This window comes from Gemmiger sp. An50 (assembly GCF_002161595.1).
Taxonomy (GTDB): Bacteria; Bacillota; Clostridia; order Oscillospirales; family Ruminococcaceae; genus Allofournierella.
Genome location: NZ_NFID01000006.1, coordinates 92,155 through 105,703 on the forward strand (window position 1 = coordinate 92,155; position 13,549 = coordinate 105,703).

General features: G+C 61.2%; 13 protein-coding genes. All 13 read right to left on the bottom strand.

The features are described 5' to 3' along the window. Positions 1 to 57 precede the first annotated feature (57 nt). Positions 58 to 1,005, bottom strand: coding sequence for a transketolase family protein (locus tag B5G03_RS07400; RefSeq protein WP_087181095.1), 948 nt, complete (start codon positions 1,003 to 1,005; stop codon positions 58 to 60). Beyond that, a complete protein-coding gene (locus tag B5G03_RS07405; RefSeq protein WP_087181096.1) occupies positions 998 to 1,849 on the bottom strand; it encodes a transketolase in 852 nt (283 codons plus the stop codon). Before B5G03_RS07405 ends, B5G03_RS07400 begins: the two co-directional genes overlap by 8 nt. A gap of 28 nt (positions 1,850 to 1,877) precedes the next feature. Further along, the gene (gene rpiB / locus B5G03_RS07410) at positions 1,878 to 2,312 is read right to left on the bottom strand and encodes a ribose 5-phosphate isomerase B (protein WP_087181097.1); all 435 of its coding nucleotides are present in this window, start codon (positions 2,310 to 2,312) and stop codon (positions 1,878 to 1,880) included. Then, on the bottom strand, positions 2,309 to 2,998 hold the full coding sequence (locus tag B5G03_RS07415; protein ID WP_087181098.1) for a ribulose-phosphate 3-epimerase: 690 nt from the start codon (positions 2,996 to 2,998) through the stop codon (positions 2,309 to 2,311). The genes rpiB and B5G03_RS07415 overlap by 4 nt, the downstream gene beginning before the upstream one ends. Before the next feature lie 15 nt (positions 2,999 to 3,013). Then, a complete protein-coding gene (locus tag B5G03_RS07420; RefSeq protein ID WP_087181099.1) occupies positions 3,014 to 3,976 on the bottom strand; it encodes a nucleoside hydrolase in 963 nt (320 codons plus the stop codon). Between the two features lie 62 nt (positions 3,977 to 4,038). After that, positions 4,039 to 4,464: a cytidine deaminase gene (locus B5G03_RS07425; protein WP_087181100.1), complete on the bottom strand. Its 426-nt coding sequence runs from the start codon at positions 4,462 to 4,464 to the stop codon at positions 4,039 to 4,041. Between the two features lie 27 nt (positions 4,465 to 4,491). Next, positions 4,492 to 5,424 carry an ABC transporter permease gene (locus B5G03_RS07430; protein ID WP_087181101.1) on the bottom strand — a complete coding sequence of 311 codons (933 nt, stop codon included), beginning with the start codon at positions 5,422 to 5,424 and terminating at the stop codon, positions 4,492 to 4,494. Further along, positions 5,417 to 6,502 carry an ABC transporter permease gene (locus tag B5G03_RS07435; RefSeq protein WP_242962340.1) on the bottom strand — a complete coding sequence of 362 codons (1,086 nt, stop codon included), beginning with the start codon at positions 6,500 to 6,502 and terminating at the stop codon, positions 5,417 to 5,419. The genes B5G03_RS07430 and B5G03_RS07435 overlap by 8 nt, the downstream gene beginning before the upstream one ends. 15 nt (positions 6,503 to 6,517) lie before the next feature. Next, entirely contained in the window at positions 6,518 to 8,038 is a 1,521-nt protein-coding gene (locus tag B5G03_RS07440) for an ABC transporter ATP-binding protein (protein WP_087181156.1), read from the bottom strand. A gap of 102 nt (positions 8,039 to 8,140) precedes the next feature. Beyond that, positions 8,141 to 9,190 carry a BMP family lipoprotein gene (locus B5G03_RS07445; RefSeq protein ID WP_087181102.1) on the bottom strand — a complete coding sequence of 350 codons (1,050 nt, stop codon included), beginning with the start codon at positions 9,188 to 9,190 and terminating at the stop codon, positions 8,141 to 8,143. A gap of 83 nt (positions 9,191 to 9,273) precedes the next feature. Next, complete coding sequence (locus B5G03_RS07450) at positions 9,274 to 10,782, bottom strand: sulfatase family protein (RefSeq protein WP_087181103.1); 1,509 nt, start codon at positions 10,780 to 10,782, stop codon at positions 9,274 to 9,276. Positions 10,783 to 10,812: 30 nt separating this feature from the next. After that, the gene (locus B5G03_RS07455; protein WP_087181104.1) at positions 10,813 to 11,526 is read right to left on the bottom strand and encodes a Crp/Fnr family transcriptional regulator; all 714 of its coding nucleotides are present in this window, start codon (positions 11,524 to 11,526) and stop codon (positions 10,813 to 10,815) included. Positions 11,527 to 12,083: 557 nt separating this feature from the next. After that, complete coding sequence (locus tag B5G03_RS07460) at positions 12,084 to 13,547, bottom strand: family 43 glycosylhydrolase (protein ID WP_087181105.1); 1,464 nt, start codon at positions 13,545 to 13,547, stop codon at positions 12,084 to 12,086. Between the last annotated feature and the right edge of the window lie 2 nt (positions 13,548 to 13,549).

Genomic DNA, 13,549 nt, shown 5'->3' on the forward strand with positions numbered 1-13,549 from the left:
GGAATTTTCCCTGTGCGCTTTTGAAAGCGGAAGGCGCAAACCGCGGATTCAATCTGCTTATTTGCGGGCCAGCACCCGGCGGACCGCCGCGGCGATATCCGGCGCGCGCAGGCCGAATTCGTCCATCAGCACATTGCCGGGGCCGGAATGGCCGTACTCGTCCTGTACGCCCACCTTTTCCATGGGTACCGGGCAGGTGCGCAGCAGCACATCGCCCACCGCGTCGCCCAGACCGCCGATCACGCTGTGCTCCTCAGCGGTGACGATGGCGCCGGTCTCTCGGGCAGCCTTTACGATGGCTTCCTCGTCCACCGGCTTGATGGTGTGCATGTTGATGACGCGCACGCTCACACCCTCGGCGGCCAGAAGCTCCGCCGCCTTCAGCGCTTCGCAGACCTCCGCGCCCATGGCGATCACGGTAACGTCGGTACCGGCACGCTTTTCAATGCTCTTGCCCCACTCAAAGCGGTAATCGTCGTTGTGGTTGATGCACTCCACCGGCAGGCGGCCCAGACGCAGGTAAACCGGGCCCTCATAGGCCAGCATCGCCTTGACTGCCGCCATGGTCTCGTAATGGTCCGAGGGGCAGATCACAGTCATGCCGGGGATGCTGCGCATGGTGGCGCAGTCCTCGTTGCACTGATGGGTGGCGCCGTCCTCGCCCACGCTCACGCCCGCATGGGTACCCACAACCTTCACGTTCAGATGGGGATAGCCCACCGAGTTGCGCACCTGCTCCATGGCGCGCTCGGCGCTGAACATGGCAAAGGTGCAGGCCACGGGGATCTTGCCGCAGCTGGCCAGGCCAGCCGCCACGCCGATCATGTTGCATTCCGAGATGCCGCAGTCCACAAAGCGCTCGGGGCAGGCTGCCTTGAACAGGTCGGTACGGGTGGCTTTTGCCAGGTCGGCATCCAGCACCACCAGCTGGGGGTATTCCTTCGCCGCTTCGGCCAAAGCCATGCCGAAGCTCTCGCGGGTTGCCTTATTGATGATCTCAGCCATTGTTTTCCACCTCCTGCATCGCGGCGCGCAGCTCGCTCATCGCCTGCTCATACTGCTCGTCGTTGGGGGCCGCGCCGTGCCAGCCGGCCTGGTCCTCCATGTAGCTGACGCCCTTGCCCTTCACGGTCTTGGCCAGCAGCACAGCGGGCTTGCCGGTCACTGCGCGGGCCTTGTTGAAGGCCTCTTCCAGCTGCTCCAGATCGTTGCCGTCGGCCACCTTGATGACCTCAAAGCCAAAGCCCTCAAACTTTTTGTCCAGGGGCTCGATGCCGGCCACGTCTTCCACGCGGCCGTCGATCTGCAGGCCGTTGCAGTCCACGATCCAGCACAGGTTGTCCAGCTTGTTGTGGGCGGCGAACATGGCTGCCTCCCACACCTGGCCTTCCTCCACCTCGCCGTCGCCCAGCAGGGCATAGACCCGGTAATCATCGCCGAACAGCTTGGCGGACAGCGCCATGCCGCAGGCTGCGCTTACGCCCTGGCCCAGGCTGCCGGTGGTCATATCCACACCGGGGATCTTTTTCATATCGGGATGGCCCTGCAGGATGGAGCCCGGCGCACGGAAGGTGGGCAGAAGCTCGGGGGCGAAGAAGCCGCGGCGGCACAGTGCAGAGTAATAGCCCGGGCTGCTGTGGCCCTTGGAGAGCACCAGCCGGTCACGGCCGGGGGCCTTGGGCTGAGCGGGGTCCACCCGCAGCTCCTTTTGATACAGCCAAGTGAAAATCTCGGCGCTGGACAGCGCGCCGCCCGGGTGGCCGGAATGGGCCGCGTGCACCTGGGTCACCACATCCATGCGAAGCTGGCAGGCCGCCAGTTTCAAGCGTTTCAGCTCCTGTTTTTCCATACGTTAGCCTCCTTGCTGGTCAATCGCTTTACTGGATCTCATCGATCATCTTTACGCGCGGCTCATGGATGCCGTGCTGGAATTCTGCCGCCATATAGGCCTGCACCATGGCCCAGGCGTGCTCAATACCCGTGGTACGGCCGCCGAAGGCGATCACGTTGGCATTGTTGTGCTCCTTGGCCATCCGGGCGCTGTAGCAATCGGTGCAAAGGGCAGCCCGGATGCCCTTTACCTTGTTGGCCGCGATGGAGATACCGATGCCGGTGCCGCAGCACAGCAGGCCGAAATCCTGCCCCTGGGCCAGCAGCACCTTGCACAGATCCACCGCGATCATGGGATAATCCACCATGGTTTTGTCGTGGCAGCCCACGTCCAGTACCTCGTGGCCCTGGTCCATCAGGCGCTTTTTCAGTTCTTCCTTCAGCTCAAAACCGCCGTGGTCGCTTCCCACTACAATTCTCATTCCGCATTCTCCTTTTCGCTCACACCCTCCAGCGCCTGCACAAAACGGCGCGCGCTGGCGGTGACCCCGTCCGGCTGGCCGAAGCACACGAAGGCTCCGCCCACCAGAATATCCGCGCCCAGTTCGGCGCAGCGGGGACCGTTTTCAAAATCAATGCCGCCGTCCACCATAATGGAAAAGCGCAGGTTCTTCTCTCGGCGCAGCGCGGCCAGCTGCTCCAGCCGCCGGTAGGTCTGGGGGAAGAATTTCTGGCCGGAAAAGCCCGGCTCCACCCCCATCAGCAGCACATAGTCCACCTGATCCAGCACCTCGGCCAGCAACTCCACCGGCTGGGAGGGATTCAGCACCACGCCGGGGCGGATGCCCAGGTCCCGCAGCTTCTGGATCATGCGCAGCGCAAAGGGGGTGGCGTCCAGATGAAAGGCCGCCATGGCGGGCCGGACCTTTGCCAGCGCGTCCAGCCAGGCAAAGGGATCGGTGACCATCAGATGCACGTCCACCGGCAGCTCCGGCCGGTAGACTCGGATGGCCGCCGCCTGGTCCAGACTCAGGCAGAAGTTGGGCACGTAATGCCCGTCCATCACATCCACGTGCAGCATACCGGCGCCGCCGGCCGCCACAGCGTCGATGTCCCGCGCCAGATGCAGCGGGTCGGCACAGGCCAAAGTGGGATTCAGGATCGTCATTTTGCTTCTCCTTTTTCAGGCCCCGTAGCGGGCAAGCACCTCGAGGAAGTACTCCACGTACTTCTCCCGGTCCACCTTTTTCAGGAATAGAACGGTCTTATCCTCGGAAGGCTTTTTCAGGTTGTTCTCAAAGTCCACCAGGGTGAAGCCGGTGGTCAGCTCGCCCTTGGTCTCCACGTCCGCAAAGTAGTGCTCGCCCTCGAACAGCTCCGGGTGAGTCACATACATCACAGTGCACAGGTCGTGAATGTCGATGCCCTTCTTCTGGCCGTCCACGGTGTTTTCCGCCTTGGTGGTCTGGATGTAGAAGCCGGTCACGGTGCGGACCATGTCTGCCACCGGATTGTGCAGAGCGGCCACCTTATCCAGATCGTCGTAGGTCAAGAAGCTGCCGCGGGTGCAGTCCAGGCTGCACATCACGAAGGGCACCTTGGTGGCGATTACATACTTGGCGGCCTCAGGGTCTGCCAGCACGTTGAAGGTGGCCACCGGGGTGGGGTTGCCGGTGCGCAGCGAACCGCCCATGAACACGATGCGCTGGATCCTAGTCAGCGCGTCCGGATGCTGCTTGAGCAGCAGGGCGATGTTGGTGAGCGGAGCCAGCGCAATGATGGTGATGGGCTCCGGCTGAGCCATCAGCACCGAGTAGATGAACTCGTGGGCAGGCTGGGCCTCGGGCTGCTTTGCGGTCTTATGGGCGAACTCGTAGCCGCCCAGGCCGTTGCTGCCGTGGATGTAAGCCGCGTCCCACAGGGGGCGCTCCAGCGGGGTGGCCGCGCCCTTGGCCAGGGGGATCTCCGGCCGGCCCATCAGCTCCAGAGCGTTGAGGGTGTTGTAGGTGGTGATGTCCACCGGCAGGTTGCCGCAGACGGTGGTCACGCCCAGAACCTCCAGGCGGTCGGTCTTCAATGCATAGGACAAGGCGACGATATCGTCGATACCGGTGTCGCAGTCGATGAGTACTTTGATTTTTTCCATAGGGCACTCCTTCTGACCCGGGCCGCTGCGGCATCCGCGCGGCCCGGGATCGGCTCAGGTGGTCAATCGCGGCTCCAGCCAAAGGGCAGAAGCTCGCAAAGATGATAAAGCTTGTGGTCGCCGGGCGCCTGGGTGCAAATCACCGGCATGTCCGCCGGGCAGAACTGGGTGAGCACCTGGCGGCAGGTGCCGCAGGGGGTGCAGTAGCCCCGCAGCGGCTCACCCAGCGGGCCGCCGCACACCGCCAGAGCAGCGAACTGGTCGCAGCCCTCGCTGAGCGCCTTGAACAGGGCCACCCGCTCCGCGCAGATGCTGGGGGTCTGGCCGTAGCACTCAATGTTCCCGGCGGTGAAGATCCGGCCGTCCTGCCCAAGCAGGGCCGCCCCGACCCCGTAACCGGAGATGGGGACCCGGGCCTTTTGTAGCCGGGCCTGCAGCGCCAGCTGTTCCAGCTGGAGGATCGTTTCCTTCGAGATGGTTTGTTCCATGATCTGCTCCTTTGCTGCGCCGGTTTGTTACCGCTGCTGCACGAACTTGGTGTAGGGCTGGCCGCCTGCGGCGATGCCCACGTTCTGCTTGCTGGCACTCAGAGCCAGCACGATCACGGTGGCCACGTAGGGAATCATCTGGATGAACTCCGCGGGCACCGGGTTGTTGGGGATGGTCTGCAGGTACAGCTGCAACGCGCTGAAGAAGCCGAAGAACATGGCGGAGCCAAACACGCCCCAGGTGTTCCAGCGGCCCATGGTCACAGCACCCAGAGCCAGGTAGCCACGGCCGGCGACCATGTCCTCCTGGAACATGTTCATGCCGCCGATGGACAGCATCGCGCCGCCCAGGCCGCCCAGAACGCCGGAGAAGATCACGCTGAAGTAACGGATGCGGTGTACGGACAGACCGGCGGTCTCAGCCGCCTTGGGGTTCTCACCCACGGTTACGATGCGCAGGCCCAGGCGGGTGTGCTTGAACATGTACCACACCAGGATCAGCACGATGAACAGGATGTACACAAAGGGAGACTGCTGCGCCAGGAAGGGTCCGATCACGGGGATCTTCTCCAGCGGAGTGGTGGTGGGCAGATAGGGAACCTGCGGGCTGTTGCCCTGCTGGTTGAACAGCGCTTTCAGGCCCACGCCGGAAATACCGGTGCTCAGCAGCACCAGCGCCATGGAGCTTACCGCCTGGGTACCGCCCCAGGTGATGCACACCAGAGAGTGGATGGCCGAAATGCCCACGCCGATGACGATGGCGAACAGAATGCCCATCCAGGCGTTCTGGAACAGGTAGCTGCCCACCGCCGCACCGAAGGCGGAAGCGGTCATGATGCCTTCCAGACCGATGTTGTTCACACCGCTTCGCTCACTGGTCATGCCGCCCAGCGCGGTGAAAGCGATGGGAGTGCCCATGCGAAGCGTGGCGGAAAGCAGATAGGTAATGGCATTAAGCATTCTTCTTCCCTCCCATACGCTTGATGTAGTAGCGGATCACATGCTCGGCGCACAGGAACACGATGATCAGGCCCTGAATGACGTCGACCATGTTTTTGGAGATGCCCGCGCTGGACTGCATCATGGCGGAGCCGCTGCGCATGGCGCCGATGAGCAGCGCCGAGAAGATGATGGCGAACGGATTGTTGTGCGCCATCAGAGCAACGGGGATGCCGTTGAAGCCGTAGTTCGCGGAGAAGTTGTTCACGATCTTATCCAGGCTGCCGGTGACCTCGATGCCGCCGGCCAGACCGGCCAGCGCACCGCTGATGAGCAGCGCCAGGAACATGTTGCGGTTCACGTTGATGCCGTTGGTGCGGGATGCGTTGGGGTTGAAGCCCACCGCGCGCATCTCGTAACCAAGGCTGGTGCGGTTCAGGATGATGTAGACCGCCACGACGGCCACCAGAGCCAGCACGAAGCCCAGGTTCAGCACGTAGGGCTTGGGCAGCAGGTCGGGCAGCTGCGCGGTCTTGTCGATGGTGGCAGTGGCGGGAGATTCGCCAGGGCCTTTGAAGGGTCCCAGAATCAGATAGGAAATCAGATACTGGGCGATGTAGTTGAACATGATGGTGCTGATAACCACGTTTACGTTGCCTTTCAGCTTCAGCACCGCCGGGAAGAAGGCCCAGATCATGCCACCCACCATGCTGGCCAGAATGGTCAGAGGCAGATGCAGCACCATGGGCAGATGTACGTAGGCACCCACCAGCGCCGCGCACATGGCGCCAATGAGCAGCTGGCCCTCGGCGCCGATGTTGAACACACTGCACCGGAAGGCAATGGCCACCGCAAGACCGGTGAGCATTACAGGGACCGCCTTGCCCAGCGTTACCGTGAAGGCAATGCCGGTACCGAAGGCGCCGCGCCACAAAGCGCCGTAGGCTTCAATGGGGTTCGAGCCGAAGGCCCAGATCACCAGAGCGCCCACCACCAGCGCCATCACCAGCGCGATCAGGGTAATGAGCAGGCTCAGCCCGGTTTCCTGCAGCTTCTTTTTATCCAAAGCAAACAGGGGCTTTTTTACCTTTGTTTCCAATCGTTTCCCCTCCTTTTAAGCATCTCTGTGGGAGCCCAGCATCATGCGGCCCAGCTCCTGCCGGGTCACACCCTCGGCGTCCACCACGTCCACGATGCGGCCCTTGAAGATAACGGCGATCCGGTCGCTGACCGAGAGAATCTCGTCCAGCTCCAGAGAGAAGAGCAGAACGCCCTTGCCCTTGTCGCGCTGCTCCAGCAGCGTTTTCTGCACGAACTCCATGGCGCCGATGTCCAGGCCGCGGGTGGGCTGCACTGCGATGAGCACGTCCGGGTTGCGGCTGGCCTCACGGGCAATGACGATCTTCTGCTGGTTGCCGCCGGACAGAGTGCCCGCGGGCACGTCCACGTTGGCGCAGCGGATGTCGAAATCGTCCTGCAGGGTCTCGGCGTTTTTGTGGATGGCTTTGTAGTCCATCCAGGTGCGGCCGTGGGCGTAGGGCTCCTGGTAATGCATGCCCAGCACCAGGTTGTCGGCCACGCTGTACTGCAGCACCAGGCCGTCCCGATGACGGTCCTCCGGGACCAGAGCGATGCCGCTGTCCTTGCGGGCGCGGATGCCCTTTTTCACGATATTGTCGCCCTTGAACAGGATCTCGCCGGAATCGGGAGTGATCTGACCGCAGATGGCCTGCACCAGCTCCTCCTGGCCGTTGCCGTCCACACCGGCGATGCCCAGCACCTCGCCCGCTTTCAGCTGCAGGTTGATGCCGTCCAGCTTCTTCACCGTCTTGTTCACGGTGTAGCTCACGTTCTTGAGCTCCAGCAGGTTGGGCTGGTCGGTGAACTCCTTGCGCTCCCGGCGGGACAGGTTCACGTCACGGCCGACCATCATGCGGGTCAGCTCGTCCACGTTGGTCTCGTCCTTGCGCACGGTGCCGATCACCTTGCCCCGGCGAATTACGGTGATGTGATCGCTGATCTTCATCACCTCAGCCATCTTGTGGCTGATGAACAGAATGGTCTTGCCGCTGGCCTTCAGGCCCAGCAGAATGTCGCAGAATTCATCGATCTCCTGAGGAGTCAGCACGGCGGTGGGCTCGTCAAAGATCAGAATCTCGGCCTCACGGTAGAGGATCTTCAGAATCTCCACGCGCTGCTGCTCGGTGACCGACAGGTCCGCCACCTTGGCGTGGGGGTCAATTTTCAGGCCATATTTCTCGCTCAGCTCCCGGATGCGCTTTTCCGCTCCGGCTCGGTCCACCTTCAGGCGGCTGCCCGGCTCCTGGCCCACCACGATGTTCTCGGCCACGGTCAGCTTGGGGATCAGCATGAAATGCTGGTGCACCATGCCGATCTTGTGGGCGATGGAATCCTTCGAGCTCTGGAAATGCACCGGCTGCTCGTTGATGAAGATCTGGCCCTCATCCGGCTGATACAGTCCGTAAATGATGTTCATCAAAGTGGACTTGCCCGCGCCGTTCTCGCCGGCCAGGGTGTGGATCTCGCCCTGCTCCACATCGATGGTGATATGATCGTTCGCTACAATGCCGGGGAAACGCTTGGTGATGTCCTTCAGCTGGATGCTGTATTTCACACTCACAGTTCCACCATCCTTTCTGTTGATCAAAGGGCCGCAGAGGGGGCCTTGTTCCAGACCTTCTCCGCGGCCCATGCGCACTGTTCCGTCGTTATTCAGTTAGCCCAGGGAAGCAATGTAGGTGTTGTACTCTTCCTCGGTGCCGGGTACGGTGATCTCACCGTTGATGATCTTGTTCTTCAGATCCTCGACGCTGTTCTTCACATCCTCGGGGATGGAGTTCAGCAGCTCGTCGTTCATGGTGGTGTAGCGCAGCTCAACGCCGCCCTCCTTCAGGCCCAGAACGGTGCAGCCGCCGCCGTTGAAGGTGCCGTTGTCCATGTAATCCTTGATCATGTCGTACAGAGCCACGTCGATGGACTTCACCACAGAGGCAACGATCTTGTCCGGCATCTTGTCGAACTGGCCGGTGGCAGCGCCCAGGCAGTACTTGCCCTCGCCAGCTTCCTTGGCTGCGTTGAACACGCCCAGGTTGCAGGCGCCCGCGAAGCAGCTCACGTAGTCCGCGCCCTTATCGTACAGGGCCTTGGCGGATTCCTGGCCCAGGTTGGTGTCGGTGTAGCTGTTGGTGAACAGAACGCTCACTTCGCAGTCGGGGTTCACGGTCTTGGCGCCGGCCATGTAGCCGTACTGATAGCGCAGCTGCAGGGGCTCCTGCACGGCCAGCACGGTACCGATCTTGCCGGTCTGGCTCAGGGAAGCAGCCAGCGCGCCGCCCAGGAAGGCAGCCTCATTTTCCTTGTACTCAACGCTCATCACGTTCTCTGCGCCGGTCTCTTCACCAGCCAGATACATGAAGTTGCAGTCGGGGTATTCCGCGGCCACTTCCATCATGGCGTCGTGGAACTCGGAAGAGGGAACCACCAGCAGGGTGTCGCCCTGGGCGATGAGGGTACGCAGGCTGTTGGCCGCGTCGCTTACCTCGCTTACCTCGATGTACTCGGCGCCGATGCCCAGCTCCTCCTGAGCCTTTTCCAGACCGGCCCACACGTCGTCGTTGAAGCTCTGGGTGCCCATGCTGGAAGCGATCAGGCCAACCCGCAGGCTACCGTCGTCAGTGCCGCCGCCTTCACCGGAGCCACTGCCGCCGCAGGCGACCAGGGACAGAGCCATGGCCCCCGCCATGATCAATGCAAGTACCTTTTTCATTTGTTTTGTCCTCCTTTTGTTTAAAAAACGAAGCGTCTATCCATTATGAATACAGACCGTCGGTCCGTTTTTCCTGGGTAACCTTACGGCAGAAGCTGTTCCAGCGGTACCGGATCGCAGCTTTCCTGCTGCTTTTGCCGCAGCAGCTGGCGCATCTTCTGCTTGAGATCGTCGTATTCCGGCAGGCAGGCCAGATTCTTCATCTCGTAGGGGTCCGCATTCAGATCATACAGCTCGTCCTGCTGGCCCTCGAAACAGGTATATTTGATGTTGTTCTCATCCACCACCATACGGCCCAGCAGGGTCAGGCCGTAGCCGTGGCCATAGGTCTCGCACATCAGGCTGGTGCGCCAGTCCTTCTCACCCGGGCGGTGGCAGCCCAGCTCCAGCAGGCTCTTGCCATCCACCCGTTCGGGGAAGGTAAGGCCCGCGGCGTCCAGCATGGTCACCGGCAGATCGCAGGTGAACACCAGCCGGTCGCTGGTCTGGCCGGGCTGGATGCTGCCGGGCCAGCGGATCGCCATGGGGATGCGCTCCACTTCCTGGGCCATGTGGGAGTCCTTATCGAAGTGACCGCCCTGGCATGCGATGGCATCGCCGTGGTCGGTGGTCCAGATCACGATGGTGTTTTCGTCCAGACCCAGCTCCCGGAGCTTGTCCACCACCAGGCCGCCCGCGGCGTCCACCATGGTAATGTGGGCATAGCAGCGGGCCAGCATCTTCTGCCACTCGCTCCAGGGCAGCGGATTGGGCCGGATGATGTGCTTACCGTCACCCAAGGGGCGGCTGACCTCCCAGGTCAGGTTCTCGGGCTTGTCGTGCAGGTCGTTTTCAAAGCTGGGATACATGGGGATGCTTTCCGGGTCGTACAGGTCCGCAAATTCCTTTGTGGGGAAGAAGGGCTGATGGGGGCCCCAGAAATCCACCCGCAGGCTCCAGGGTTCATCGGAATCCTGCTTTGCCAGCTCCTCCAGCTTGTCGCAAGCCAGGTTGGCCAGGAAGAAGGCCTCGTGGGTCTCCTTGGGGGTCACGGTGAGACCGATGGCGTGCTCGCCGCACCAGTAGTCCTCACACTGATACAGCTCGCCCTCTTTGAGCTTTTTAAAGAAGTGACTGTTTTCGTAGGAGTCCGGCCGGAGCGCCCGCTCCACCATGTGCTGTGCGCGGGGCAGGCCCCGCTTTTTGCAGTACTCGGCGTATTCCGGGGTATTGTAGGGATTGCCGTAGCCGCTCTGGGAAAGGCCGGTGCAATGGTGATCGTAGGCGCAGCCGGGGCCGGCGTGCCACTTGCCGTAATAATAATTGGTGTAGCCGTTCTCAGCCAGGATATCCAGATAGACATCGTGACGGTAGGGCGGGTCGTTCTCGTTGTGCACCTGCCCGTGGGTGTGGGGATACAGGCCGGTGAGCATGGACCGGCGGGCCGGGCCGCACATGGGAGTCACGCAATAGGCATTGGTGAACTCCATGCCCTCTGCGGCGAACTTTTCAAAGTTCGGGCGCATGGGCTTGGGGCCGCCCTGGGCCATGCCATGGCCGTACCAGGCCTGGTGGTCATTCAGGATGTAGACAATGTTCGGTTTCCGGTTCACGGTGTAGCTTCCTTTCTTTGCTGTGCCATTTTAAGGATTCAGCTCGCAGATGCGGCGGATCTGTTCCGGCGTGCAGTGGATGTTCCCGTTGTTTTCGGTGGTGATGAGGCCCGCGTCCTTCAGCTCGCTGAGCGCCCGGCACACGGTGCGGATGGTGACGCCCAGCTCACTGGCAATCACGGTCCGTTTTTCCGCGATGCACAGGGGCTCGTTTTCATTGGCCCCGGCCTCGGTCCATTTTCTGTGGATATAATAGAGCAGATTCTCCCGGGCGCTGAAGAAGTTCAGCCGCTCGATGTGGGTATAGTTGCGGTCCATCGCGCGAGACATGCTCTCCACACAGGCGAAGGAGACCGGCGCATATTTGTGCATGGCTTCCAGAAAGAAGTCACAGTCGATCTTGACGGCCAGGCAGTTGCTGCTGGCAATGATGTTGGAATAGAACACCTTGTCGGCGGTGACCAGCTGAGGAATGCCCAGAAACTCCGGTCCCCAGACCCGGGCGATCATGCCGCTGCCGCCCTTGATGGAGCTGCGCATCAGGCAGAACTCCCCTTCCACCACCAGGATGATCTTTGTGAGGATCTGGTTGCACATAATGATGGGCTTTTCCTTTGCATAGCGCACCATGGTAATGTACTGATTCAGGTAGGGCTGCAGGTCCTTGGACGAATATTTTCTGCCCGGAACAGGCCGCTCGATCATGCGGAGCAGCCCAAGCAGCTGCTGGAACTCCGTGGTCATTGCGGGCGCTTCCCCCTTTCTCCCTTTCGCGGTGCGGAGCGAAATGCCCGCCCGCTTGCTACACCCCTAGCATAACGAAAAGCCAAGTCGCGGAACATGACGGATGTCACGGTTTGACAGCTTTCTCTTTTTTAAATAAACTGCCCCGCGTTTTTCCTGTTGAACATGCACAAGGAACGGCAAATACTTCGCATTTTTTCAGCGGTTTTTCCTGGAAAATATGAAAAAACTACCCAAGCGATCTGCACTTTTGCAAAACGCCTGAGTAGTTTCTATGAGAAAAAGATTCCATTCGCCGCATGTTCCAAACCCCGCCGAAGTTTTTCTCATATTCTAACAAAAGTTGGGCATTTTGGCAATATTGAACGTTCTATTTTTGTTGAATTGTAACTAAATATATCGCTTTATCCCGGAATTAGTCCTGGTAATGCTCCCGAAGGCCCGGCACACGGCACACCTTGGCTCGGAAGAGTTTCACATTTTCTTCATATTTTAAGTGTACTGGTCCGGAAAGCGGTGCACAATATTCAGATTTCACAAAATCCGGCCGCAATTTTTTATTTTTTTCCCAGCGGCTGCTCCAGAGTGAATCCGATAAAATCCACCGCGCCCACACCGCGGAACACAAAATAAAGCGGACGCACACCCTCCCGCGGGCAAAGCCTTGCCGGGCGCAGCAGGGCCTTGTCCCCCGGTACCGGGATCGAGGCCACCGGCCGGCTGCCATCTTCCCGGTGGGAAACCAGCATCACGCCCCGTCCCCTGCCCCGCAGCCGCAGCGTGATGCGCCGCTCCTGGCCGGTGAAGGCAAAGGACAAAAAGCCCGCACTGCTGCCGCTGCGCATGTTGGCGATGTACTGTTCCGGCCTCTCTTCCCGGTCTGTACCAGTTTGCGTGAAATAGGGGTGTGATGCTAACCTGAGCCGGGGCAGGCGGATGTCATAGCGGGCCGCACCCTTGGCGCTGCGCAGATGGCAGGCGATCCGGGCTTCATACCTGCCCAGGTCCGGCAGGGGCTCGGCCCTCAGTCCGGTGCTGCTGAGGGGCGCCTGGAAAAAGCCGCCGTCCGGTCTGCGGCGAAGCGGCTCGGCGCAGGCCTGGCGGGAATAGGAGTGTCGGTTGGTCTGCCGGTGATAGAACACATACCACTGCCCTCGGATGCAGGCGATGCTGCCGTGGGTATTGCCCAGATAGTTGGCCGCCTGCTCCTCCCCGGGGCGGCCGGGCAGGAACACATCGCCAATGTCCACCAGCGTCCCACCAAAGGTGAACGGCCCGAAGGGATGATCCGCCATGGCGTAGCAGAGCTCGTGGTTGTGCTCGGAAGAGTAGATAAAACAGTAGCGCCCGTCCACCTTGCGGATGGAGCTTGCCTCAAAGAAGGCATGGTTTTCAAAGGCTCCGGGCAGTCCCTTGCGGGGGAACAGCAGATGAGGTCCCTGCCGGATGGTGCGCATATCCGGCTCCAGCTCCACCGCCACGCCGCCGAGATTTTCCAGCTGGCGGAATCCGGTGACCGGCGCCGGGATGCGCGTGGCAAACCCGGAGTACAGGTAAACCCGGCCGTCGCCGTCCACCAGAACGCCCGGGTCAAAGGGGAAGGGCTCGCCAGCCCGCTCGCCCCAGAGATGCCCGTCCGGAAAGGCCACATGGCCGTAAAACTGAAACTCGCCCGCCGGTTCGTCACACACCGCCACCCCGATGCGGCCCATAAAGTCGAAGGCATAGTAAAGATAATACCGACCGTCCGGCCCCTGCACCACATCCGGCGCATAAAGGCAGCGCCGCCCGCCGGGATTCATAGGGTCCTGGTCCTTACGGTAGATCACACCTTCAAATCGCCAGTCGCTCAGATCCTCCTCGGGAGCGGACCAGCACACATAATCGTTCATGCAGAACAGCGGCCCGCCGAAGCGGTCATGGGAACCATACAGATACACCCGGCCGCCGAACACCCGGGGTTCGCCGTCGGGCACGTATTCCCAGCTGGGCAGATAGGGGTTGAATACTTCTTGTTTCATGG

Bases quoted from the DNA above. Each gene is read 5' to 3' on its own strand.
- B5G03_RS07460 (WP_087181105.1), bottom strand. From the start codon at position 13,547: ATGAAACAAGAAGTATTCAACCCCTATCTGCCCAGCTGGGAATACGTG.
- B5G03_RS07405 (WP_087181096.1), bottom strand. From the start codon at position 1,849: ATGGAAAAACAGGAGCTGAAACGCTTGAAACTGGCGGCCTGCCAGCTT.
- B5G03_RS07445 (WP_087181102.1), bottom strand. From the start codon at position 9,190: ATGAAAAAGGTACTTGCATTGATCATGGCGGGGGCCATGGCTCTGTCC.
- B5G03_RS07420 (WP_087181099.1), bottom strand. From the start codon at position 3,976: ATGGAAAAAATCAAAGTACTCATCGACTGCGACACCGGTATCGACGAT.
- B5G03_RS07400 (WP_087181095.1), bottom strand. From the start codon at position 1,005: ATGGCTGAGATCATCAATAAGGCAACCCGCGAGAGCTTCGGCATGGCT.
- B5G03_RS07430 (WP_087181101.1), bottom strand. From the start codon at position 5,424: ATGCTTAATGCCATTACCTATCTGCTTTCCGCCACGCTTCGCATGGGC.
- B5G03_RS07425 (WP_087181100.1), bottom strand. From the start codon at position 4,464: ATGGAACAAACCATCTCGAAGGAAACGATCCTCCAGCTGGAACAGCTG.
- rpiB (WP_087181097.1), bottom strand. From the start codon at position 2,312: ATGAGAATTGTAGTGGGAAGCGACCACGGCGGTTTTGAGCTGAAGGAA.
- B5G03_RS07415 (WP_087181098.1), bottom strand. From the start codon at position 2,998: ATGACGATCCTGAATCCCACTTTGGCCTGTGCCGACCCGCTGCATCTG.
- B5G03_RS07455 (WP_087181104.1), bottom strand. From the start codon at position 11,526: ATGACCACGGAGTTCCAGCAGCTGCTTGGGCTGCTCCGCATGATCGAG.